Genomic DNA, 18,446 nt, shown 5'->3' with positions numbered 1-18,446 from the left:
CTTTCTATCTAACGAATTGAATCAACAAATGTTAAATTGCAAAATCACCCCAATTGCCTCCGGGTTGCTGACTTTTTCTTGTCTTGCCGCCTCCCTGTCGGCCCATGCTGATGACACCATTACCGTTACTGCTTCCGCGCCTGCTCAATCTTCGTTTCCCGAGCAGGAGCCCGCGGCAGCTGAAAAAAAGGCGACGATCGGTAGCCTGGGCCAGCGAGAGTTAATTGATGTTCCGTGGTCGGTACAAACGCTGTCGAAAAAAGTGATTGATCAGCAACAAATCAAAGATGTTAAGGATGTTTATCGCTACATACCGTCCGTTCAGGGAGAGGGGGTTCGACCACAAACCCGTGGCATGCAAGGGAGCGTGGTGCAAAACCATATGATTGATGGGCTGAATGCCGTTTCCACCACCGAATATCCGACAGAGCAGTTCCAGAATATAGACGTGCTGAGTGGTATCGCGGGTTCACTGTACGGGCCAGCCAACCCGGCGGGGATGTTTAATCTGGTCTCGAAACGCCCTCTGGATACGCCACTGCATCGGGTTACCGTAGGGCAAGGTACAGGGTCAGGAACGCTGGCATCAATGGATTTCAGCGGGCCTGTCGACGCGGGAGACAGAGTGAAGTACCGCCTCAACCTGATGAATGATGAAGGGCACAGTTACACCACCGATAGTCATGTTCGTCGGCAGTACGCGGGGTTGGGCCTGGATTTTCAGCTGACCGATAAAACCGTGCTGGAGAGTAATTTCAGCTATTACCACTATTATGAAAAAGGCATGCCAGGCAGCTTTGCGCTGGCAAAAGGCGTGCAGTTTCCTTCGGCATTCGATCCGACGAACAGTAAATATGGTCAGTCATATGCAGGTCATGATGATGAAACGACCACTGCGGACATGCACATCAAGCATGATTTTGACGGTAACTGGATGCTGGATCTGGGGGCCTTACACCAGGTTGCTGACCGTGAATCGACGGCAGTAACCAACACCCTGACGGATAATCGGGGTCACTACACCACCACGACCTCGAATTCAGCGGCCAGTCGCTTTACGATCAACAGCTATTTAGCGAACCTGACCGGCAGCATTGATTCCGGCTGGTTGACGCAGGATATCGCGACCGGAATGCGCGGATTTGTATGGAAAAACTATAACCCGAGAAATGGGGGAACCTTTACGCTGGGGCATTCTTCACTTGATCAACATCCCGACTATCCGCGCCCGCCTTATCCTGACTTTACTAATCGCTATCATTCGGCGACCACTACGCAGCATGCATTTCTGTTAAGCGATACGCTGCATTTCACTCCGCAATGGAGTTTGTTGCTGTCTGGCAGCGAAAACTTGTTTACCGTCAGCAACTATAACAAATCCGGTCATGAAACCAGTCGCCAAAAGGATAACGGCATGAGCGGCTCCGCCAGCCTGATGTATAAACCGGTTGAGAACGTCACGCTGTGCACCACCTGGGCTGACAGTTTGCAGCAGGGCGATACCGCACCTGCCGGGGCCAGCAATGCAGGACATGTGCTGGATCCGTACCGCAGCCATCAGGTGGAGGTGGGGGCAAAATATGCGCCCGTCAAAGATCTGCTGCTCACCGCGGCGCTATTTGAAGCAAAACGTCCCTTTGCTTATACCAACGACAACGGCGAATTTGCTCAGGACGGTACGCAGAAAAACCGTGGGCTGGAACTGATGGCTGATGGGCATATCACGGAAAATTTACGGGTGTTAGGGGGAGCCGCCTGGTTGGACCCCATGCTGCACAACACTGCCGCCAGTAATGCAGATGGTAAGCAGGTTGTCGGCTTGCCACGCTTTACCTCGAATGTGCTGGCAGTCTATAGCATTGAACAGGTTCAGGGACTGGATGTGGATGCCAACGTGCATTACGTCGGACGTCGGGCTACCGATAACGCGAATGATACCTGGGTAGGCAGTTATACCACAGTGGATATTGGTAGCCGTTATGCCACCAGACTGTGGAACACACCCACAACTTTCCGGTTTGATATCACTAACCTGACTGACCGCCGCTACTGGACCAACATTGTCCCCGGCGCGTTGACGGGTTATACGGGGGCCGGGGCGGCCAGTGCGCAACTTGGCGCCCCACGTCAGGCGCAGATTTCCGTTCAGGTTGATTTTTAAGGATTGCTGATGAAAACGTGCCACACATGGTTGCTCTGTGTGTGGCTGGCGTTTCCCACCCTGGCCACGCGTCAGGTTGTGGATGATGCCGGTCACACTGTAACCGTCCCCACACAAGTTCAACGTATTGCGGATAGCTGGTTTGCCCATCACTCGGTGTTGATGACGCTGGGGGCGGGACGTCAGATTGTCGCCACCGTCAACCATCCACAGAACCAGCCGTGGATGTTCAAAATAAACCCATCGCTGAATCAGGCCTTACAAATTCACGGGACGTCATTCAATAGCGAGGCCCTGCTGGCTCTGCATACCGATGTTCTGTTTGTCGCAAAGGGCAAGGGGGATGCGCAGAGTTACAACCAGGCGGGTATCCCGACGCTGGAAATGGCATTTACTGATTATCCTTCGATGGAAAAGTCAGTCACGACCACGGCGGACGTGTTAGGCACGGATCAGGCTCGCGCCAGGGCGGTGGCATATAATCAATTTTTAACCCGCACTATTGCGGATGTTCGCGCGAAAACGGCGACATTAGCGGAAAATCAGCGCCCGCGGGTTCTGCACATTCAGTCGCTGAACCCACTGAAAGTCGACGGTAGAAACACGTTGATTGATACCTGGATTGCGCTCTCTGGTGGGCGGAACGTCGCCGGGGAAGTGGACGGTAACATGAAAGAAGTCTCACCCGAGCGGGTGCTGTATTGGCAGCCGGAGGTGATTATTCTCGGGGCGGGATGTGGCGATATTGCCAGTTCACCTTATGCAGCGTTGTTCAAAGAGCTTAACGCGGTGAAACAGGGCAAAGTCTGGCGCAATCCGGCGGGCGTCTTCCCCTGGGATCGCTATGGAACCGAAAGCGCGTTGCAGTTGCAGTGGGCCGCGTCAAAGCTGCATCCAGCACTGTTTGGCGGCCTGGATATGGTTAACGTAACCCGCGATTTTTACCGCCAGTTTTTTGATTATTCGCTTAGCGAGGCGCAGGCGAAGCGGATTTTAGCCGGACTACCCCCACAGGGGTAAAGCGGGAAGCGCTGACGGGCAAATGCAGGCCAGTTCAGGGTTACACACTGTATTTGCCGTGACGAACCGCGTGGCGGTATACCGTGTCTGGCGATAATGGGTTGCCAGCTATCACGTTATATAATTTAATGCATATCGAATTTTTCCCAGTCCAGATGGTATCTATGTTAACTCTTCGCTCTTTTGTGCTGGTTTGCGCCAGCATGTTTTTTGCCTTTTCCGCACAGGCGGATCGCACTATCACCGATCAGCTTGGGCGTCAGGTTACAATCCCTGACCATGTCGATAAGGTGGTTGTGCTGCAACACCAGACGCTGAATATTCTGGTGCAACTGGATGCTGCGCAGGATATCGTCGGCGTGATGTCGAGCTGGAAAAAACAGCTTGGGCCTGAGTTTGCCCGGTTTATGCCGACAATAACTACGCTGCCTACGCCTGGCGATCTCACCAGCGTGAATATCGAAAGTTTGCTGGCGATTCATCCGCAGGTAGTGTTTGTCGCCAACTATGCGCCCGCTGAGATGATCCAGCAGATTCAGAATGCCGGTATCCCGGTGGTGGCTATCTCGTTACGTCAGGATATTGCCGGGCAACAGAATAAAATGAACCCGACGATGGCTGATGAAGAGCAGGTCTACAACGAAGGCTTAAAGCAGGGGATCCGCCTGATTGCGGATGTGGTCGGGCGTAAAACGCAGGCGGAAACGCTGATCAATTACGTCTTTACGGCGCGAGCAAAATTCAATGCGCCAGTTGCGGCCATACCGGAAGCGCAAAAGGTTCGCATTTATATGGCAAATCCTGACCTTATGACCTACGGTTCCGGGAAATACACTGGCCTGATGATGCAACATGCGGGTGGGTTAAATGTGGCGGCGGCCAGCGTGAAAGGCGCGCGTCAGGTGGCGCTTGAGCAGGTGCTGGCGTGGAACCCGCAGGTGATTTTTGTTCAGGACCGATATCCGCAGGTGGTCAAAGAGATCCAAAACGATCCTAACTGGCAGGGAATTGACGCGGTGAAAAATCATCGTGTCTGGCTGATGCCTGAATATGCCAAAGCCTGGGGTTATCCGATGCCGGAAGCATTGGCAATAGGTGAGTTGTGGATGGCCAAAAAACTTTACCCGGATGCCTATAAAAATGTCGATGTGGATGCGCAGGCGCAGGATTACTATCAACGTTTTTATCGTGTGAACTGGCAGTCAGATGCTGCTAAGTAAACGGGATTTCCCCTTGCAATCATTACTGATAGCAGGGGTGTTGGTGCTGGGGGTCAGTTCGCTGTGTCTTGGACAATATCCGCTGTCACTTCGTGAAGTGTTTTATCAACTCACCCATTTTGGCGATGCGCAGGGTATTGCCAGTCAGGTGATATGGACAGTCAGACTACCGCGTATTCTGATGGCGTTGCTGGCGGGGGGCGCGCTGGGATTGTGCGGCGCTACCTTGCAAGGGGTGTTTCACAACCCATTGGTCGACCCGCACATCATAGGCGTAACCTCGGGGGCGGCCTTCGGCGGGACGCTGGCGATTCTGCTGGGTCTTGAGCCGTGGCTGATGATGGGGTCAACCTTCTTCTTCGGTCTGGCAGCGCTCATTCTGGTATATGCCATTGCGGCCTTACAAGGGCTGGAAAATACGCTGGTGCTGATCTTGTCTGGCATTATTTTAAGTGGTTTTTTTGCCGCGCTGGTGAGCCTGATTCAATACCAGGCCGATACGGAAGAAACCTTGCCGAACATCGTATTCTGGCTGCTGGGCAGTTTTGCCACGGCTAACTGGCATAAAGTCCTGCTGCTGGCGATCCCGGTATCCATTGCGGCGACGATGTTGTACCAGTTGCGCTGGCGGATAAATCTGTTATCGCTCAATGATAAAGATGCTAAAGCGCTGGGCGTGGCGGTGGTTCCGCTGCGGCGTAGCGTGCTGGTGTGCTGCGCGTTTTTAGTTGCCGCTCAGGTGGCGGTCAGTGGCAGCATTGCCTGGGTTGGGCTGGTTATTCCCCATCTTGCGCGGTTGCTGGTGGGGGTTGATCATCGTCGCTTGCTCCCGTGTGCTTTTTGGATGGGAGGTGGTTTTATGATTGCGGTCGATGATATCGCCCGCACTCTGATGCATGCGGAAATACCGCTTGGGATCATCACCGCGTTGCTCGGCGCACCGCTGTTTGCCTTCTTGCTCATTCGTACCAGTCGTCGGGGGAAACAATGACATCTATTGCGCTCAGCGTGAATCAGCTTAGCTATGGCTATCGCTCTCCACTGTTTGACCCCCTCACTTTTCAGTGTCAGAAAGGCCAGATCTGGGCGGTGCTTGGGCGAAACGGTCTGGGTAAGAGCACGCTGCTGGATACGCTAACGGGCACGCGACCCGCGCTGGGCGGGAGTATTGACGTTCATGGGGGGATAGGCATTGTGGCCCAGCATTGCCATCTGCCGTTTCCCTATACGGTGAGCGACGTGGTGTTGATGGGGCGGGCGCAGCACGTAAAATTGTTTGCTCAGCCTAGTCGCCAGGATCAACAACGGGCGGAGCAGGCGCTGGAACAGCTAAACATTGCGCATCTCGCCACCACATCGTTTAGCTCACTTTCTGGCGGTCAGCAGCAACTGGTGATGATTGCCCGTGCTCTGGTTACAGAATGCCAGACGCTGTTGCTTGATGAGCCATGTTCAGCGCTGGATCTTGCCAATCAGCAGGTCGTGCTGCAGCTCATCAGCGATTTGGCACACCGGCAGGGGTGTAGCGTGCTTTTCTCGACGCATGATCCGTTGCACGCCTTACAGATTGCAACTCATACGCTGCTGTTGCTTCCTGAGGGAAAATGGCTGGCAGGGCCGACGGACGGCGTGGTGACAGAAGACAATCTGTTCCAGGCCTATGGCTTGCCATTGCGAAAATTCAGTGTGGAAAACTATCAGACTCCGTTTATTGCGCCGCTGTTTGCTATCCACCGCTAACAGGCAAGAATCCGGCGGCGGTCAGCAACGCCTGACCGTCGTTGGCAAGCATAAATTTAACCAGTCTCATCACCTCTTCAGAAGCATCGAGCACCGCCAGTTGGTATTCACACAAGATGTTCTGTTCCGCAGGAATAGCAACGTAGCGAACATCGGACGGTGAACCGAGTGCTTTTGCATAATGTGCGTAACCAATAAACAGATCGGCCAACCCCTGGCGAAGAAGCCAACTGCTTGCCAATTCTCCTGGCGGGATGCTGAGCGTATCGCGGCCACCAACCAGTGGCAGGGCGCGTGCACGAAGCTGTTGTCCAAGGCCCGGTTCCAGTGCATCCATGTTATCGAAAAATGTCCAGGTATAATCACCGGAAGGGTCGCAGCCCGGTGTGGATGTGCCAATACGCAGCGCCGGGTCGCGTAGTAAATCCAGCCATTCACCGCGCCGGTTGGTAACCAGGCCCAGTTGATTCCAGCACAGTGTATGTGTGGAAACGGCCCGGTGTGTGTCCAGTAGTCGTTGTGGATGTGCCCGATTTGCACTGGCGAACAGAGCACACGGTTCCCCGGCTTCAATACGCTCGCGCAGCAAACCTGCCGGGCCATAGCCAACGTTGACCTCAATGCCGCTAAGGCGGGTGAACTGATTGAGTAGTGGGGTAAATGCCAGTCGTAAACTTCCCGCAGCAAGGAGGGTGATTGAAGAGGGCATGATATCTGATCTCTGGGCTATGGCAGTTATGCGAAGAAGATGAATGATACGCCCTGCACAAGGGACTTTGAAGGCATCTGATGATGCCATTTCGCTTACATCATTTGATGTTGTAGTCACTTTCAAAGGGTTATTTGATCCAGCGTGCGGTGGGATGCTGACGCTGTCTTTTTTTGTTCTATGCTTTGACCGTAATAAAAGATCCTGAACGGAAGAGAGCATACGTGCAGGGGGAAGACAAATGACAATCTTGTGTAAGACCTGCGGAACGTCCTATGACGATACGCATGGGGCTATAACGCATTGCAAAATCTGCGAAGATGAGCGCCAGTATGTTCCCGTTACCGGACAATCATGGATCGATCCAGCCGCGCTTCACGCGACGCATACGAATAAATGGCTGCAGCATGAGCGTTCGCTACTGAGTATTCAGACCGTGCCACGGTTTGCCATTAACCAACGGGCATTTTTGCTACGCACCCCGCAGGGGAATGTGCTCTGGGATTGTATTGCGAATCTGGACCCGGCCACGCAGACGCTCATCACCGCGCTGGGTGGGTTGAGTGCCATTGCCATTTCGCATCCTCACTACTACTCCACGATGCAGGATTGGGCGGCAGCATTCGATGCACCAATCTATCTGCATGCCGACGATCGCCAGTGGATTATGCGTGACAGCCCCTCTATTCGGCTATGGGAAGGCGATGTGCATAAATTACTCCCTACCGTGACGTTGTTACGCCTGGGCGGACATTTTGCGGGGGGTGTATTATGCATATTGATGATGGGGAGGGGATAATCCTTGTGGGCGATATTCTGCAGGTCACTCCCGGTGCGGATGCTGTGTCGTTTATGTGGAGCTACCCCAATATGCTGCCATTGCCGGCAAGCGCGGTTATCCACATTATGCACGCGTTGCAGGATGTCAGATTCGACCGACTCTATGGCGCGTTTGAAGGTCAGGATATTAAATCCAACGCCAGACAGATTGTGGTGCGATCGGTGCGGAAGTATCTTGCTTGTCTGCGCAAAGAATAGAATGGGTTTCAGGAGAACGTTTGAGAATTTAGCACCAAATCAAAGGGATATGATTTGGTGCGTCCGAGTGGACTCGAACCACCGACCCCCACCATGTCAAGGTGGTGCTCTAACCAACTGAGCTACGGACGCAAATGGTGCGTTCAATTGGACTCGAACCAACGACCCCCACCATGTCAAGGTGGTGCTCTAACCAACTGAGCTATGAACGCAACGTTGTAGGTGACAACGGGGACGAATATTAGCGGCACAGACCGAATGAGGCAAGAGGGAATTAGCATTTTTCTGCATGTTTTCACGCGATTGCAGAGTAATTAAGCAAGTTGACTATATTTTGTTGATTTTGCAGCGTGTTTTTTATTCAGACAGCGAACTGGAGCATACCAGGTTCGGTTTGAATGACAGGGGCGCTCAGACTTTACGCGCTGTAAGGATAGTAGTTTCTATTTTCTCTGGGTAGTGAAAGGGGTAAAACGCTTGAGCGGCTTGCTGTCACGCCTATCGGGAAGCCCACACTGTAGTTGATGTGACAGGCTTCGCTGCGTACGCGACAGTGGATTGGACAGAAAACTGATTCAAGAGGCGATGAACTTTTGCGAAGAACAGAAATTCTCTGCGGTTCAGTTATGGACATTCCATAATTTATATTAACCAACCTGACGAGTGTTCCATTCGTCGCGCGTGATTTCCCAAAGTTCAGAATCCAGCAAACCGCTGACATACTCTTTCTTTTCCGTCTTGATAAGCCGCATGCCGCTACTGTCTGAAATACGTTTGGAACGGATATTGAGAGATGCTTTCGGCGCACGCAATACCGTCTTATTTAACGTATTAAACCAGTAATCCGTAGCGATATTACTGGCCTCACGCATAAAACCCTGACCCTGATATTCCGGATCTAACCAAAATCCACGGTTATTATCCTCAACGTCATAAAGGCAAATTAAACCTATGAGAGCGTCAGGGGCCTCACGGAGTCTGATAGTCCAGATCCACGCAATCCCTTTTTCCATATCAGGCAGGGCAACGTTATTGACGTAATTCTCCGCACCGTTATCAGGATAGGGCCAGGGTACTGAGGAAACCATATAGCGAACTATCTCCCAGCGTGGATAAAGCAACTGAATCTGCGAGGCATCTTCGGCTTCTAATGGTTTTAACAGCAAGCGTTCCGTATGGAGTTTTGGTATTTTCATATGCGCTTTTCCTACAAGAGCAAGATAAGAGAATCAATGTGGGGAGGATTTTGAAAAAATATTAATAACCAGAACCCCAGCACAAATAAGAAGCATGCCTGCGATCGCCGGAAAATCAAGTTTTTGCCCACTTACCAACCAGCTCAAAAGGCTGATTAATACGATTCCAGCACCTGACCAAATTGCGTACGCAATACCCGTTGGAATGGTCGACAGAGTCTGGGAGAGAAGATAAAAGGCTGTGCAGTAGCACACAATAGTTGCTACCGATGGCCATAGGCGTGTGAATCCGTCAGAGAACTTCATCAGGGTTGTACCTATGACTTCAGCTACAATAGCTCCTGCAAGGAAAATGTATGAATTCAAGATCTGATCCCATGTGACAATCTAAAGCAAATATCGTATCACAAAGGGTTGGGTGAGTTTGAACGCAGCCCAAACTACTTTTTCGTGTAGTGATTAATAATCACCACGATATTGATTATTTTACGGCGCTGACCGCATGAAGAATTACACTTGCCACGGCATCTGGCTGAGAAATATGTGGGGCATGACTGGTGTTCAGGGTAGTCACCGTCGCGTGGATTTTCTCCGCCATTACTTTCTGCAAGTTAATGTCGAGCATATGATCCTGTTCGCTGACAATATACCAGGAAGGTTTATTTTCCCATGCCGCGTCTTTCACTTTTTCGCCAAATACTGCGCCGTTAGTTGGGCCCTGAGTGGCGTAGATAAGTCTCGCTTGTTCCGTAGTAACATCCTGCGCCAGGTGCTTAGAAACGCCTTCAAAAGTTAGCTTCAGATAACCCGCATCATCAGCATCAATATGGCTGAAACCTGATGGCGTAGGATAATCTTTTGTTAAATCACCGACAGACTCTCCGGCCGATGGTGCAAAAGCGGCAACATAAACCAGTGCTTTGACGTTCTCATTTTTTGCACCGGCCTCTGTAATGACTGCTCCACCATAGGAATGGCCGACCAGCACAACAGGACCTTTTACTCGTGCCAGTGCGCGACGTGTTGTGGCGGTATCTTCAGCAAAGGAGGTGAGTGGGTTTTGTACGGCAACGACATTAAGCCCTTTAGCCTCAAGCAAAGGAATGACCTTATTCCAGCTTGAACCATCTGAAAATGCGCCATGCACAAGCACAACCGTGGGTTTAGCCGCTTTAACATCAGCTGCAGATGCCAGCGCTGAACAGCTCATGGAGGCCGCCATCAGTAAGGAAAGAGAGAGATTTTTCATATCAAGAATGCCGTTTAACCTGCATGCAGACATTCATTAGGGTGGTCGAGTCAGGCTCCATTTCTGCCGCAGCGGGTGAACTGGATCAGTCCTCTCAACTGACGGGTAAGCAGTTACGCATGCTTGAGCAAAATCTTGGCATTCAACTGATCAACCGTACGACCCGGAGCCAGAGCCTGACGGACAGCGGCCGTCTCTTTTATGAAAGAGCGAAAAATATTCTGGCTGAAATGGAAGAAGCGGAAGCCGTGATTGCTGAAACCCGTGCGATCCCCCGTGGTAATCTCAGGATCAGCGCTCCCATTACCTTTGGCAGTCAGCTGCTGGCCTCAAAACTGCCGGAATATCTCAAACAAAATCCCGAAGTCTCGCTCGAACTCTGTTTGTCGAATCACACTGTCGATCTGGTTGAAGAGCGCTTTGATGCCGTTTTTCGTACGGGAGAACTGGCGGACAGCCAGCTACTGGCAAGAGCGCTTGCTCCCTATCAGATGGTTATTTGTGCTGCACCGGCTTATCTTGAAGAGGCTGGAACGCCCTCTGTGCCGCAGGATTTGACGCGGCACCAGTGCCTGATCTTTACCCATACATCAATGCGGACGGAATGGAAATTTGAAGGCCCTGGCGGACAAGTCTCGGTACCTGTAACCGGCAGGTTTAAAACGGACAACAGCGAAGCCCTGCTTGCGGCGGCCCTCTCAGGGCTGGGAATCATTATGCAACCGCATCCGTTGATGAGCGCGGACATCGCCGCCGGGCGGCTGGTGCGGGTTCTGCCCGATTATGAACTGCCCGGTCGGCCCGTCCATGTGCTTTATGCCCAGGACAGAAGAATGACTCCACGATTACGAAGTTTTATCGATTTCTGCATCACCCATTTTGGCTCTTAGATACCCGTGAAGACGGCTTACTTCGGATCGCCGAGAACCTTTTTCAACTCCTCGATATCCTCTTCAACCGCTGTTTTAAGACCGCGGCGTTCCAGCCAGTTTCTGCCCCATATGCTTAGATCCAGAACCAGTTTGTTCAGCTCCCGTCCTTCGTCACTCAACGAGTATTCAACCTTTGGTGGAACAACGGGATAAACCTGGCGAATAATCAGGCCATCCTCTTCAAGTTCACGCAGTTGCTTCGTCAGTAAACGCTGATTGATGCTGGTTAAAAACCGCTGGAGTTCGCTAAACCGAAGCGTACCGTCCTTAAATAAATGATAGAGGATCACCCCTTTCCATTTCCCACCCATGATATGCAGTGCTGCTTCCATTGAATAACCTGGTGCCGAATCGTAGTTACGTAATTTCTTCATAAAAACATCATGGTTACCTTTTGGTAAGTATGTGCATTTTTTTAGCGTATAAACGAATTATCATCGTATGGTACTTTTAGCGGGCTAAATATCAATCACTTTCTGGAGTAGAAATGTCAGCTTTGCTTTTTGAACCCATCACAATCAACGGCGTTGAATTCCGCAACCGTATTGCCATGTCCCCGATGTGCATGCACTCGGCATCTGACGACGGCAAGATTAATGACTTTCATGTTATCCACTACGGCGCGCGTGCCCTGGGCGGAGCAGGTCTTATCATGCTGGAAACGGCCTCTGTATTACCGAATGGTCCAATCGGTCCTGGAGACATCGGTATCTGGGATGATAGCCATATTGAAGGTTTGTCCCGCGTGACAGATGCCATTCACCGTTTTGGCGCGAAAGCCGGCGCACAGATTGGACATGCTGGTCGCCAACTGGGAATTGACCTGCCCTCTATCGCGCCGTCAGCTATTCCGTTCACACCTGATTCCCGCGTACCACAGGCGATGAGTATTGAGCAAATTAACGAAGTCGTAGAGGCGTTCCGTCAAGGTGCTCGCCGTGCGCGTGAAGCCGGTTTTGACGTTATTGAAATCCACGGTGCCCACGGCTATCTGTTGAATCAGTTCCTGTCGCCGCTAGCGAACAAACGTACCGATGAATACGGTGGTAGCCACGAGAATCGTTACCGCATTGTGCGTGAAGTCATTGACGTCGTGCGCAGCGAGTGGAAAGGCCCATTGTTCCTGCGTATCTCTTCAACCGATTATGTTGAAGGCGGAAACCGTCCGGAAGACTTCTTGATCTACGGCAACTGGATGAAAGAACAAGGTATTGATCTGATTGACTGTTCAAGCGGCGGAATTGCGATGGTACAGGTAAACACTTACCCAAATTATCAGGTCCCTGCAGCCGAGCTACTACGAAGGGAGTTGGATATTAAAACCGGGGCTGTAGGTCTGATCGAAACAGGCCGTCAGGCAGAAGAAATTTTGCAGAATGGCCGAGCAGATATCATTCTTGTTGGCCGGGATATGCTGAAGGATCCGTTCTGGGTGCGTACTGCAGCAGACGATTTGAACGTTGTACTCCCCGTTCCTGCACAGTACACCCGCTATGGTTCTGGCTGGCAGCGTTCTCAGCCGCGACTGCCGGCAGCTGACCTGGCAAGCACTGTAGAGCAATAATAACAGCTACTTCATCAGCCCTGCACGGTTGTAATGCTGTATCTGTATCAATAGACCCTTTGTTGTAACCCTCATAGTTAAAAAAACGGAAGTGCTTTCCTATTGCCCCCTGCATGCTGACGCAGGGGGTTTTTATTGAGAACATCTGATTTTGTATTGCGGATGGTAAAAACCTTAAAAATCAAAGATAAAATTAATTTCATAAATATACTCATCAAATCATATCAACGTCCGCTCCTGGCTGTGAGTCAAAACACCGAAGCACAGTACTGTGACTCCTCAACGTTACCCCTGTGCTGATTTCTTACTCTGTGTTCGATCGGATGAAATAACAATGGCTATGCCAGCCAGAACGATCAGTGTGCAAACCAGAATTCTCAAATCAGGCAATTCGCCAAGAAATAGCACTCCACCTACCGCAGCAATACAGGGCACACTCAACTGCAGCGTGCTGGCGGTTGCTGAAGACATAGTGGCAACAAGTTGGTACCAAAGTACGTAAGCCACACCAGAAGCTAGTCCGCCGGAGAGCAGGGCAAGGATGACGCCGTTGGCGTCAGTATGCACGGGCTCCTGTCGTACCAAACTCAGGATGAAAATAACCGGAAGGCTCAGAATGAAATTTCCTGCAGTCGTCCCGGCAGGAGAAAGGATATTTTTCCCACGCACAGAGTAAGCTCCCCATGCCATGCCTGAAACAACCATCGTCAGGGCGGGTATCAAAGGGGGAGCGGTTGCGCCGGGGAGCAGCAGCATAATGATCCCCCCGATGGCAATAACGATCCCGGTGGCTTTGTATCCGCTAAGTGTTTCACCTTTTATTAATCCCCAGCCAATCATGCAGATCTGCACTGCGCCAAATAGCAGTAATGCGCCTGTTGCGGTATTGAGCTGCACATACGCGATTGAGAAAAATAATACATAGGCACACAGCAACAGGGCATCGATGATTTTCCAGCGTATTTCTTTCAGTTTACCCCGGGCTATATGCCAGAAAAACAGCATTACTGCACCACCGAGTAATCTCAGCATGCTGAACGTTTCAGGATCTGAATACCCATTCTTTAAGGCGATACGGCAGAGGATAGAATTGGCTGCAAATGCAGTTAGCACCAGGAGAACCAGCAACAGCTTTTTCATATCCATCCTTAATGTTGACGATCTGTTGCAGAGTATAGAGTGCGTACATCAGGACAGACATGCTAACGATGCTTTTGTTTATAATCCAACACGATAACGTTGCACAGGGGCTGGCGCTATCCCTAAATGATGCTCAGGAAAGTGAGAATGGAAAGAACTGATACACGGCCACCATAGCGGAGGTACTTAATATCACACTGATGATGAAGTAAGTTTTGAAGGGCTGCTTTTGTGTTTTATGGTGAAAGAGTTGTTGGCCGACAATGGCTCCAGCCCATCCGCCCACAGCGCCAAATACCAGCAACGTGGATTCCGGCACTCTGCGCCAGGCCTTACGCGCTGCCATTTTGTCCACGCCGTAAATCGCCAGCGTCAATATGTTGGCGAGCAGGCCCCATATCAGCAACGGATGTGGGGCAAAAAGGCTACTGACCGCAGCGCAGACCAGTAGCAAATAACAATAGCGATTGAGATTCATCTCATTAACCACAGCCGGAACGGAGAGGCGATTATCTTAACCCAGAACCGACACCGATAAATGGATATGTAGATTCCTGGAAGCCAGGGTTATCCAGATTTTGATACAGAAAATGTCGGGGTCGCATGTCCAGTCTATAAAATAGAACATTATGAAAAGTAATGATATTGTTCTACCAGCCACGCTCATAACGAGGTTTTATGAAAATCAGAAGGTTCAAGAATGGAGATGAGATTTCGTTACTCAGCGTTTTCTTATCTTCTGTACATACCCTCGCATCCCACTATTACACTCATGAACAAATAGATGCCTGGGCCCCGTCAGATATCGACCCGGATCACTGGACTAATCGCATGAGGGCACTACGTCCCTTTGTTGTTGAAGTGGATGGTGAAATAGCTGGATATGCGGATGTTCAGCCAAATGGGTACATTGACCATTTCTATGTCTCGGGAGTCTACCCGAGACAGGGCGTAGGGACGCTACTGATGGACCGCATTCATGAAGAAGCCAGACAACGTGGAATGGGTGAACTTACTTCAAATGTCAGTAAGGCTGCGGAAGCGTTCTTTCTACGACACGGCTTTCATGTCGTGGAACGAGGTTTCCCTGTGTGTCGTGGCGTGACACTACAAAATGCACTGATGCGTAAATATTTGGCGAAACAGATGAAAAGAAAAAGAGTCGTGTCTGGATAGTTAAATCAGAGTGTCATCATCATTTCATGCCAGGCCATACCACCGTGATCTGACTCTGACGGTTTCATATACTGGTAACCAAAATGAGCATACAGATCGACGTGGCGATCTTTACACAACAGGTGGATTGTTTTTTTGTTCATTGCTTTCATATGCGCCACGAATTCACGCATTAGCAACGACGAGTATCCTTTGCCCTGATAATCCGGGTGAACCACGACAGACATAATCACGGCATTAGGTGCATCCGGATCGTGTCCAACCAGTTCTTTAAATTCTTCATCAGACATCACGACTTCCCATGCGCAGCCTGCATTGATGAAACCAATAACGTCGCCGTTCAGCTCCATACACAGAAAACCTTCCGGATAGCGGTTAATACGGGTGGCTATTTTCTCGCGCGTTGCGGCTTCATCCCCTTCGTAGGATGTGATTTCAATATCATAGCAACGATCGACATCGGCGGCAGTGGCCTGACGGAATACAGGGGTAGACATAGTTTTGCCTCTTCAGAATCATTTTGTTGGAAATATACTATCTTTTTTCAATCATGCTTTCGCTGCATTTTATGCAAAAATAAAATGTACAATATTCATTAATCACTATTTTCAAATTTCACCCGGAAAAAAGAACCATGGTGTCGACGTTGCGCAAGACCGATCTGAATTTATTGCTTATCTTCGATTCTCTTTATCGGCATGGGAGCGTAACGGAGGCCGCTAATGAAATGGCGCTAAGTCCGTCAGCGCTGAGTCATGCGCTCAATCGCTTACGTGCCTCACTGGATGATCCCTTATTTGTGCGCACTGGCGGACGCATGGTGCCAACGTCAAAAGCAGAGAGCATTGCCGCCAACGTTTCCGCGGCTCTGAACAGTCTCTCGACTTGCCTACATGAGCCTGAACACTTTGAGCCGGAAAAAAGCCGGGAGACGTTTATTTTTGCCGCCACGGACTACACGGCCGCTGTGATCCTGCCAGGCCTGATCGCGAGAGTTAACAGCCTCGCGCCGGGTATTACCATTAAGCTTATCTACTCACGCGATTTTAACGCCGATGAAGATCTGCTTTCGGGCAAAGTTGATTTTGCTCTTGGTTTTGAAGAAGAGCAGAAAAATCCCCGGCGCGGTATTGAGTCCATTACCTGCTTTACGGATGATTACGTGGTTGCGGTGCGACGTGGTCACCCTGAAATTTATGATTCCCTTACCCATGAGCGATATCTTAACGCCGGACACGTGGTGGTACGCCCATGGCTGGAATCCCGGGGGGCTATTGACCGTTATCTGGAAAGTCAGCAGGTACGCCGCCGAATTGTTGTTGAATTACCAAGTCTGATGATTGCCCCGCTCATTGTTTCAAATACTGATCTGGTCATCACGCTGCCCAAGCGGGGCATCTCATCTGTTTTTGATATGAAAAATCTTGTGGTGTTTACTCCTCCATTCCCAACACCCCAGTATATTCTGAAGGCTTATTACAGCCCACAGCTCAGTAACTCCCCTGGACATTTATGGATGAAAGAGCAAATTTTACAGGTTTGCGAGCCGCAAAACCTGATTACGTCAATGAATGCAGCCGATCAAACCCCTGACCCAGATCGGTGATCAGGTCATCCGGATCTTCCAGGCCAATCTGGAGCCGAAGGGGTTCTCCCTTCTTGTGCCAGGTTGTCGCAGTTCGATATTCCCGGCAGCCGAAAGGAATAATCAGGCTTTCAAAACCGCCCCAGGAATACCCCATTCCGAACAGCTGCATGTCATTTAGCATGCGTGTACGGGATCAAGCACCACAGAGAACAGCCCTGACGATCCCGTAGGGTCTCGCTTCCATATTTCATGTCCCGGACAATCCGGCATTGCGGGGTGGAGTACAGTTTTGACTTCAGGTTGTTCTGCAAGCCAGTGAGCAATTGCCAGTGCTTCCGCTTCTTTCAGCGAATATGCAACGTTCTTAAACCATGTAAGGCAAAGAAACAGTCTTCTGCACCCGGTAACATGGCAAGTATGCCCAAAATCATGCCCGTTGATGTTGGGCTTTAGATACTTTTTACATCAACGTAACCCGCTTCCAGATAGCAGACAAAACTGGGTCAGAAAGTTAATTTATCCTGCTTTTTTGCCCGCAACTCGTTAACAATACCTACAAACGCAAGACCGACGGGAACAAGGGCCCCCCACAGGACGGAGTTCCAGCCGTAGAGGCTGAGTAGAGCACCTGAAGAAAATGACCCTACAATCATAACCCCAAATACCACAAAATCGTTCAGGGACTGGACCTGGGTTTTCTCTTCTGGACGATGATATTCAATGATCTTCGCCGATGCGCCGGTGAAGCCAAAATTCCAGCCGAGACCCAGCAAAATCAGCGACAACCAGTAGTGAAAAATATCGGTTCCACCGAGTCCGGCGAGGACAGAGCATGCAGTGATAAGCAAACCCGCAGCAGCGATACGCATGGCTCCAAAGCGGTTAATTAATTTGCCAGTGAAGAAACCCGGACCGTACATGGCAATAACGTGCCACTGGATACCGAGATTGGACGCCTGTTGAGAGATGCCGTGCATGTGCATCGAGAGTGGTGCAGCCGTCATCAGGAAGTTCATCACCATATAGGTTACCGCACCGCTGAATACGGTTCTGGCAAACCCTGGCTGACGGGCAATTTCGCGTAAAGGCCGCCCACCCGTTTTTATCGCGCAGGTAGGTTCTGCGGTTTTTACGCCTTTAAGTATGAATGCCGAAATAACGGCCACGAGCGCCTGCGCGAGGAACGTGACGGCGAAGGTATGAGGCGGCCAGAGGTGCATCGTGCCTGAAACCAGCATCGGGCCAATCACGCCGGCAACCACGCCGCCTCCCATCACCAGCGACAGGGCCCGGGCGCGACGTTCTGGCGTGACGCCGTCGGTTGCCGCAAAACGAAAGCTGAGCGCAACGGCTGCATAGGCTCCGCCCATGAAGGCGGCAATGCAGAACAATATAAATGAGCCAATCACGACGGCCAGGGCGGCGGTCAGTCCAGTCAAGACACCCGCCCCGGTTCCGACCATAAATGCGCTTTTACGGCCATTTTTACGCGCTAATGAGCCTAACGGCAGGATACAGCCTGCCATCCCCAGAACAAACATGGTGATGGGAAGTGTAGCCAGCGAGCTGCTGGGAGCGAGGGCGTTACCCACAATTGCGCCAGTGGCATAAAAGACGACAGAGTTGGCACCCGCGAGGGCCTGCGCGGCCGACAGGCGAATGATATTATTTCTCTGGTCTGCAACGGGCAGGAAATGTTCTGCGGACATGTGA

18 protein-coding genes, 2 tRNA genes and 2 pseudogenes are annotated in these 18,446 nt (G+C 51.0%); 10 read left to right on the top strand and 12 right to left on the bottom strand.

Going from position 1 to position 18,446, the window contains the following annotated elements; translation table 11 throughout:
• The first annotated feature begins 28 nt into the window (after positions 1-28).
• From OGY19_RS14980 to OGY19_RS14960, 5 genes are all read left to right on the top strand, one after another.
• A complete protein-coding gene (locus OGY19_RS14980; protein WP_286596736.1) occupies positions 29-2,161 on the top strand; it encodes a TonB-dependent receptor in 2,133 nt (710 codons plus the stop codon).
• 9 nt (positions 2,162-2,170) lie between these two features.
• Positions 2,171-3,181 carry an ABC transporter substrate-binding protein gene (locus OGY19_RS14975; protein ID WP_115602102.1) on the top strand — a complete coding sequence of 337 codons (1,011 nt, stop codon included), beginning with the start codon at positions 2,171-2,173 and terminating at the stop codon, positions 3,179-3,181.
• Between the two features lie 164 nt (positions 3,182-3,345).
• A complete protein-coding gene (locus tag OGY19_RS14970) occupies positions 3,346-4,401 on the top strand; it encodes an ABC transporter substrate-binding protein (RefSeq protein ID WP_048211808.1) in 1,056 nt (351 codons plus the stop codon).
• Positions 4,388-5,392 (top strand): FecCD family ABC transporter permease, encoded by a 1,005-nt coding sequence (locus OGY19_RS14965; RefSeq protein WP_048211807.1) that lies wholly within the window; start codon positions 4,388-4,390, stop codon positions 5,390-5,392. The genes OGY19_RS14970 and OGY19_RS14965 overlap by 14 nt, the downstream gene beginning before the upstream one ends.
• Positions 5,389-6,141, top strand: a complete 753-nt coding sequence (locus tag OGY19_RS14960) for an ABC transporter ATP-binding protein (RefSeq protein WP_115602101.1) — start codon at positions 5,389-5,391, stop codon at positions 6,139-6,141. Before OGY19_RS14965 ends, OGY19_RS14960 begins: the two co-directional genes overlap by 4 nt.
• On the opposite strand, the gene OGY19_RS14955 is transcribed toward OGY19_RS14960, so the two are convergent.
• The gene (locus tag OGY19_RS14955) at positions 6,128-6,850 is read right to left on the bottom strand and encodes a substrate-binding domain-containing protein (protein WP_115602100.1); all 723 of its coding nucleotides are present in this window, start codon (positions 6,848-6,850) and stop codon (positions 6,128-6,130) included. The genes OGY19_RS14960 and OGY19_RS14955 overlap by 14 nt on opposite strands.
• Before the next feature lie 241 nt (positions 6,851-7,091).
• On the opposite strand from OGY19_RS14955, the pseudogene OGY19_RS14950 reads away from it, so the two are divergent.
• Positions 7,092-7,888, top strand: a pseudogene (locus OGY19_RS14950) (MBL fold metallo-hydrolase).
• 55 nt (positions 7,889-7,943) lie between these two features.
• On the opposite strand, the gene OGY19_RS14945 reads toward OGY19_RS14950, so the two are convergent.
• From OGY19_RS14945 to OGY19_RS14925, 5 genes are all read right to left on the bottom strand, one after another.
• Positions 7,944-8,020 (bottom strand) — tRNA-Val (locus OGY19_RS14945).
• A gap of 3 nt (positions 8,021-8,023) precedes the next feature.
• Positions 8,024-8,100: transfer RNA gene (locus tag OGY19_RS14940), tRNA-Val, on the bottom strand.
• 435 nt (positions 8,101-8,535) lie between these two features.
• Positions 8,536-9,084 (bottom strand): GNAT family N-acetyltransferase, encoded by a 549-nt coding sequence (locus OGY19_RS14935; protein ID WP_048211803.1) that lies wholly within the window; start codon positions 9,082-9,084, stop codon positions 8,536-8,538.
• 33 nt (positions 9,085-9,117) lie between these two features.
• Entirely contained in the window at positions 9,118-9,450 is a 333-nt protein-coding gene (locus tag OGY19_RS14930) for an EmrE family multidrug efflux SMR transporter (protein ID WP_071887338.1), read from the bottom strand.
• Between the two features lie 115 nt (positions 9,451-9,565).
• Positions 9,566-10,333, bottom strand: a complete 768-nt coding sequence (locus OGY19_RS14925) for an alpha/beta fold hydrolase (RefSeq protein WP_115602414.1) — start codon at positions 10,331-10,333, stop codon at positions 9,566-9,568.
• A 23-nt stretch (positions 10,334-10,356) separates the two neighbouring features.
• On the opposite strand from OGY19_RS14925, the gene OGY19_RS14920 reads away from it, so the two are divergent.
• Positions 10,357-11,223: a LysR substrate-binding domain-containing protein gene (locus OGY19_RS14920; RefSeq protein WP_115602098.1), complete on the top strand. Its 867-nt coding sequence runs from the start codon at positions 10,357-10,359 to the stop codon at positions 11,221-11,223.
• 17 nt (positions 11,224-11,240) lie between these two features.
• On the opposite strand, the gene OGY19_RS14915 is transcribed toward OGY19_RS14920, so the two are convergent.
• Positions 11,241-11,639, bottom strand: coding sequence for a winged helix-turn-helix transcriptional regulator (locus OGY19_RS14915; protein ID WP_286596731.1), 399 nt, complete (start codon positions 11,637-11,639; stop codon positions 11,241-11,243).
• 113 nt (positions 11,640-11,752) lie between these two features.
• Here OGY19_RS14915 and namA point away from each other — a divergent pair, with 113 nt between their 5' ends.
• Positions 11,753-12,829: an NADPH dehydrogenase NamA gene (namA, locus tag OGY19_RS14910; protein ID WP_286596729.1), complete on the top strand. Its 1,077-nt coding sequence runs from the start codon at positions 11,753-11,755 to the stop codon at positions 12,827-12,829.
• A gap of 285 nt (positions 12,830-13,114) precedes the next feature.
• Here the strand turns inward: namA and OGY19_RS14905 are convergent, their stop codons facing one another.
• Together OGY19_RS14905 and OGY19_RS14900 are read right to left on the bottom strand one after the other, a co-directional pair.
• Positions 13,115-13,969, bottom strand: coding sequence for a DMT family transporter (locus OGY19_RS14905; protein ID WP_115602096.1), 855 nt, complete (start codon positions 13,967-13,969; stop codon positions 13,115-13,117).
• Positions 13,970-14,102: 133 nt separating this feature from the next.
• Entirely contained in the window at positions 14,103-14,447 is a 345-nt protein-coding gene (locus OGY19_RS14900) for a DUF1294 domain-containing protein (RefSeq protein WP_048211797.1), read from the bottom strand.
• A 200-nt stretch (positions 14,448-14,647) separates the two neighbouring features.
• On the opposite strand from OGY19_RS14900, the gene OGY19_RS14895 reads away from it, so the two are divergent.
• Complete coding sequence (locus OGY19_RS14895; protein WP_048211796.1) at positions 14,648-15,145, top strand: GNAT family N-acetyltransferase; 498 nt, start codon at positions 14,648-14,650, stop codon at positions 15,143-15,145.
• A gap of 5 nt (positions 15,146-15,150) precedes the next feature.
• On the opposite strand, the gene OGY19_RS14890 is transcribed toward OGY19_RS14895, so the two are convergent.
• The gene (locus tag OGY19_RS14890) at positions 15,151-15,642 is read right to left on the bottom strand and encodes a GNAT family N-acetyltransferase (RefSeq protein ID WP_115602095.1); all 492 of its coding nucleotides are present in this window, start codon (positions 15,640-15,642) and stop codon (positions 15,151-15,153) included.
• A gap of 137 nt (positions 15,643-15,779) precedes the next feature.
• On the opposite strand from OGY19_RS14890, the gene OGY19_RS14885 reads away from it, so the two are divergent.
• Entirely contained in the window at positions 15,780-16,751 is a 972-nt protein-coding gene (locus OGY19_RS14885) for a LysR family transcriptional regulator (RefSeq protein WP_115602094.1), read from the top strand.
• On the opposite strand, the pseudogene OGY19_RS14880 reads toward OGY19_RS14885, so the two are convergent.
• Positions 16,705-17,149, bottom strand: a pseudogene (locus tag OGY19_RS14880) (PLP-dependent transferase); the annotation flags it as partial. The gene OGY19_RS14885 and the pseudogene OGY19_RS14880 sit on opposite strands and share 47 nt — an antisense overlap.
• A gap of 87 nt (positions 17,150-17,236) precedes the next feature.
• Positions 17,237-18,442: an MFS transporter gene (locus tag OGY19_RS14875; RefSeq protein WP_115602093.1), complete on the bottom strand. Its 1,206-nt coding sequence runs from the start codon at positions 18,440-18,442 to the stop codon at positions 17,237-17,239.
• Between the last annotated feature and the right edge of the window lie 4 nt (positions 18,443-18,446).

Origin of the sequence: Citrobacter sp. Cy070, assembly GCF_030332245.1 — a bacterium.
GTDB classification, from domain to species: Bacteria; Pseudomonadota; Gammaproteobacteria; order Enterobacterales; family Enterobacteriaceae; genus Citrobacter; species Citrobacter youngae.
The sequence above is the reverse complement of the archived record's forward strand: the minus strand, read 5'-3'. Positions and strand labels throughout refer to the sequence as shown.